This is a genomic window from Mesorhizobium sp. M1A.F.Ca.ET.072.01.1.1 (assembly GCF_004023325.1).
Lineage (GTDB): Bacteria > Pseudomonadota > Alphaproteobacteria > Rhizobiales > Rhizobiaceae > Mesorhizobium.
The window spans coordinates 1-5,127 of record NZ_RZSF01000402.1 but is presented as its reverse complement, the minus strand read 5'-3'; the positions used below and the strand labels follow the sequence as shown (position 1 = coordinate 5,127).

Genomic DNA, 5,127 nt, shown 5'->3' with positions numbered 1-5,127 from the left:
GTGCCGTCGGGGCGCACCATCATCGGCGGCGCGGTCGTCATCGCCGCGCTGCTTGTACATGTTGCGTTTGAGTTCAAGCGGCAGACCCGGCCCGAGCGGCCGGGCATCACCGGGCTGCCGTCTCCCAATTGATGCTCGAGTGTCTTCCCCATTGACAACTCCGTTGCGGGCCGGGCAGGCTGCAATTACGGCAACAACAAGACAGGCGTATCTTGCCAAGTGACTCCGCCGGCCTCATCGAGGCCGGACCGCATCGTTACATCTCTGCCTACGCCGCGGCCAACGCCGCTGAGGCCGTCCGAACAGCTTCCTGGAAAGGAGGCAAGGGCGGCGCCCGTCACTCAACGATCCGGCGCACTGCCAGGCGCGCGCGCTTGTCGCTCCCCGGAAAGCTCAATAGTCTGAAACAAACGCCGGCCCGCGCCCATGTCGCGACGAGCCGGCACGGGAACACTCACCAAAGGAGAATATCATGATCCGCAAAGCGCTTTTGCTTTCGGCGACTTCGGCCTTGCTGACGCTCTTCGCCGCGAGCGGCCATGCCGACGACCGCGTCGTCAACGTCTATAACTGGTCGGACTATATCGACAGCTCGATCATCGAGGACTTCACCAAGAAGACCGGCATCAAGGTCGTCTACGACACCTTCGACTCCAACGAGATCCTGGAGACCAAGCTGCTGGCCGGGGGCAGCGGCTATGATGTCGTGGTGCCCAGCGCCAATTTCCTGGCGCGCCAGATCCAGGCCGGCGTCTTCCAGAAGCTCGACAAGTCCAAGCTGCCGAACATCTCCAACATGTGGGATGTCATTTCGGAGCGCACCGCAAAGTATGATCCGAACAATGGGTATTCGGTCAACTACATGTGGGGCACGGTCGGCCTCGGCTACAACGTCAAGAAAGTGCAGGCGGCACTCGGCACCGACAAGATCGACAGCTGGGATGTGTTCTTCAATCCGGAGAGCCTCGCCAAGCTCAAGGATTGCGGCGTCTATGTGCTGGATTCCCCCTCCGACATCATTCCGGCCACGTTGAAACATCTCGGCCTCGATCCAAACAGCACCTCGCCCGACGATATCGCCAAGGCCGAGGAAGCCCTGCTCAAGGTCCGGCCGTATATTCGCAAGTTCCATTCCTCGGAATACATCAACGCGCTGGCAAACGGCGACATCTGCCTGGCGATCGGCTGGTCCGGCGATGTGTTCCAGGCGCGCAACCGCGCCGAGGAGGCCAAGCAGGGCGTCGAGATCGGCTATTCGGTGCCCAAGGAAGGCGCCCAGATGTGGTTCGATCAGATGGCGATCCCCGCCGACGCGCCGCATGTCGCGGAAGCGCATGAGTTCATCAACTACATGATGACGCCGGAAGTCATCGCCAAATCCTCGAATTATGTGCTCTACGCCAACGGCAACAAGGCCTCGCAGCAGTTCGTCGACAAGGCCCTGCTGGAGGACACCTCGGTCTATCCGGACGAGGAGACGACCAAGAAGCTTTACACCGTGCAGCCCTACGATCCCAAGACACAGCGCATCATCACGCGCACCTGGACCAAGATCGTCACCGGCCAATAAGCATCGAGACGCGACCTCGGCAGAAACTGCCGGGGTCGCTTTCTTTAGAAGCAATTCCAGCAACAGTGTGGGACGGTTTTCCGCCCGGAATTGCGTCAAAATAAAAAGCTAAAGCGGTTCGACGTTTCCTCGAAACCATGAACCGTTCCAGCGGAACGAAACAGACCCGGAGTGGGACATGAAATCGCTTGGCAGCATCCGCAGGGATTTCGCGCCATGGAATGATCCGAGCGCCAAGCCGTATATACAATTCGACAAAGTAACCAAGAAGTTTGGCGACTTCACCGCTGTCAACAATCTCTCGCTGACCATCTTCGAACGTGAGTTCTTCGCCCTGCTCGGCGCCTCGGGCTGCGGCAAGTCGACCCTGCTCAGGATGCTCGCCGGCTTCGAGGAGCCGACCGCGGGGCGCATTCTGCTCGACGGCCAGGACCTGCGCGGCATTCCGCCCTATAAGCGGCCGGTGAACATGATGTTCCAGTCCTACGCGCTGTTTCCGCATATGACGGTGGAAAAGAACATCGCTTTCGGCCTCAAGCAGGAAGGCATGCCCGCTCCCGATATCGAAAAGCGGGTCGCCGAGATGCTGAGGCTGGTCAAGCTCGAGCAGTTCGCCAAGCGCAAGCCGCACCAGCTTTCCGGCGGTCAGCGCCAGCGTGTGGCGCTTGCCCGCTCGGTCGCCAAGCGGCCGAAGGTGCTTTTGCTGGACGAGCCGCTCGGCGCGCTCGACAAGAAGCTGCGAGAGGAGACGCAGTTCGAACTGATGGACCTGCAGCAGGAGCTTGGCCTTACCTTTGTCGTCGTGACCCACGACCAGGAGGAAGCCATGACCATGGCCGACCGCATCGCCATCATGGACAGGGGCGAGGTGATGCAGGTGGCGACGCCGGCGGAAATCTACGAGGCCCCGACATCGCGCTTCGTCGCGCACTTCGTCGGCAATGTGAACATGTTCGAGGGTAAGGTTGCCGAGCGGGCAGCGAATACGACGCGCATCACCGGCGCGACCGGTGCGCAGATCGTCGTCGAGAACGCCGCCGACACCACCAAGGGCGCCGACATCGTCTTCGCGATCCGGCCGGAGAAGATCAAGGTGTCGTCGAGGAAGCCGGCCGATGCCGTCAATGCGCTGGAAGGCGAAGTCTATGACGTTGCGTATCTTGGCGACATGACCGTCTACCACATCAAGCTCGACGACGGACAGATGGTGCGAGCAAGCGCGTTGAACGCTGCCCGCGTCAGCGAGGACCCGCTGACCTGGAACGATCGCGCCTGGGTCTCCTTCCGGCCAGACGCCGGCGTCGTGCTGACAAGGTAATAGGGCGGCCATGACCAACATCGCCGCCGCCCCTTCCTCGGCTGAAACCGCCGCTCAGTTGCCGACCAAGCTGGCGAAGGGCTTCGTCGACCGTCTCGTTATCATCGTTCCCTATCTCTGGCTGCTGTTCTTCTTCCTTGTCCCGTTCATCATCGTCTTCAAGATCTCGCTGTCGCAGACGGCGATCTCGATGCCGCCTTACACCCCTGTGCTCGATTTCGGCGACGGTATTTCCGGATTCTTCGCCGGCTTTCGCGAGCTCAACTTCGACAACTACACCTGGCTGACCCAGGACGCGCTTTACTTCAACGCCTATGTGACCAGCCTGATCATCGCGGGCATCTCGACGGTGCTGACGCTGGTCGTCGGCTATCCGATCGCCTATGGCATGGCGCGCGCGCCGGCGACGATCCGGCCGACCTTGCTGATGCTCGTTATCCTGCCGTTCTGGACCTCGTTCCTGATCCGCGTCTATGCCTGGATCGGCATCCTGAAACCCGAAGGGCTGCTCAACCAGGTGCTGCTCGCCACTGGCCTGATCAGCCAGCCGCTGGTCATCCTCAACACCTACACCGCGATCTTCATCGGCATCGTCTATTCCTATCTGCCCTTCATGGTGCTGCCGCTCTACTCGTCGCTGGAGAAGATGGACTATTCGCTGATCGAGGCGGCGCAGGATCTCGGCTGCCCGCCGATCGGCGCCTTTTGGAAGATCACCTTCCCGCTGTCGCTGCCGGGCGTGATTGCCGGCTGCCTGCTGGTCTTCATCCCGGCGGTCGGCGAGTTCGTCATACCGGACCTTCTCGGCGGCTCGCAGACGCTGATGATCGGCAAGACGCTGTGGAACGAATTCTTCGCCAACCGCGATTGGCCGGTCTCGTCGGCGGTGGCGGTCATCCTGCTCCTGGTGCTGACCGTCCCGATCATGTTCTTCCAGCAAGCTCAAGCGAAAGCCCAGGAGCAAGGCAAATGAACGCCACCTGGAGCCGCTTCAACATCACCTCGATCGTGCTCGGCTTTGCCTTTCTCTATCTGCCGATCGTGCTTCTCATCGTCTTTTCCTTCAACGAATCGAAGCTCGTCACCGTCTGGGGCGGCTTCTCGACGAAATGGTACGTGTCGCTGTTCCACAACCAGGGCCTGATGGACGCCACCTGGGTGACGGCCCGCGTCGGCGTCATCTCGGCGACCGTTGCCACCGTGCTCGGCACGCTGGCGGCGATCACCTTGACCCGCTACACACGCTTCAAGGGGCGGGTGCTGTTTTCCGGCATGGTCTTTGCGCCGCTGGTGATGCCGGAAGTCATCACCGGCCTGTCGTTGCTCTTGCTCTTCGTGGCCGTCGGACTTGACCGAGGCTTCTTCACCGTCACGCTCGCCCACATCACCTTCACCATGTGCTTCGTGGCCGTCGTCGTGCAGTCGCGACTGGTCTCCTTCGACCGCTCGCTGGAAGAAGCCGCGATGGACCTCGGCGCGCCGCCGGTGAAGACCTTTTTCCAGATCACCTTGCCCGTCATCTTGCCGGCGATCATCTCCGGCTGGATGCTGGCGTTCACGCTCTCGCTCGACGATCTGGTCATCGCCTCCTTCACCTCGGGCCCCGGCGCCACGACGCTGCCGATGAAGATCTATAGCCAGGTGCGTCTCGGCGTGACGCCTGAGATCAATGCCGCCTGCACCATCCTGATCGCCGTCGTCGCGATCGGCGTCATCATTGCCTCGATCGCCAACAAGCGCCGCGAGGTCCAGCGCCAGCGCGACGAGCAGGCGGCGCAGCGCGGATAGGGAACAAAGACGGGCGCGACCTGCGCCTTGGTCTATTGGCCTGAAACGCCGCGGCTGATCGGCGAGATGAACGGAGTGCTCCAGTTGCCGCCGACGAAGAACAACGACTGCTTTGGGGGCTGCGGCGCCTGCACCGCTGTCTGACCGGCGGTAGCCGATTGTTGGGCCGGCTGTTGCTGCGCAGGTTGTCCGTTCGGGATGATGCCGCCCGAGAGCGCCAGCCCGCGCCCGGTATAGGAGGCGATGCCCGAAAGCCAGATCTTGTACTTCTGTGCATTGACCTCGGCCTTGTCCAGCCGCGCCACACCTTTCGAGATGCTCGCCTTGATCTCGGCACCGTCGATGGGCAGCGAGCCGTCGGCGACGTCGTCGAGGGCGAAGAATCCGCCCTGTTCGTTGCGCTTGAGAAAGGCAGGCAGATTGAGGCCGTTGAGCGAGCCCGGCCCGAACG

At 61.7% G+C, this 5,127-nt stretch carries 4 protein-coding genes and 2 pseudogenes; 5 read left to right on the top strand and 1 reads right to left on the bottom strand.

Translation table 11 applies throughout. The features are described 5' to 3' along the window. The 5 genes and pseudogenes from EOA32_RS40300 to EOA32_RS32810 all read left to right on the top strand — a co-directional run. Positions 1-132: pseudogene (locus EOA32_RS40300) on the top strand (EamA family transporter); the annotation flags it as partial. A 340-nt stretch (positions 133-472) separates the two neighbouring features. After that, complete coding sequence (locus EOA32_RS32825; RefSeq protein WP_128373942.1) at positions 473-1,570, top strand: polyamine ABC transporter substrate-binding protein; 1,098 nt, start codon at positions 473-475, stop codon at positions 1,568-1,570. Between the two features lie 178 nt (positions 1,571-1,748). Beyond that, the gene (locus tag EOA32_RS32820; RefSeq protein ID WP_095776397.1) at positions 1,749-2,888 is read left to right on the top strand and encodes an ABC transporter ATP-binding protein; all 1,140 of its coding nucleotides are present in this window, start codon (positions 1,749-1,751) and stop codon (positions 2,886-2,888) included. Between the two features lie 10 nt (positions 2,889-2,898). Then, on the top strand, positions 2,899-3,861 hold the full coding sequence (locus EOA32_RS32815; RefSeq protein WP_095825798.1) for an ABC transporter permease subunit: 963 nt from the start codon (positions 2,899-2,901) through the stop codon (positions 3,859-3,861). After that, complete coding sequence (locus EOA32_RS32810) at positions 3,858-4,676, top strand: ABC transporter permease subunit (protein ID WP_067327282.1); 819 nt, start codon at positions 3,858-3,860, stop codon at positions 4,674-4,676. Before EOA32_RS32815 ends, EOA32_RS32810 begins: the two co-directional genes overlap by 4 nt. Before the next feature lie 32 nt (positions 4,677-4,708). On the opposite strand, the pseudogene EOA32_RS32805 reads toward EOA32_RS32810, so the two are convergent. Further along, a pseudogene (locus EOA32_RS32805) lies at positions 4,709-5,127 on the bottom strand (AsmA family protein); the annotation flags it as partial.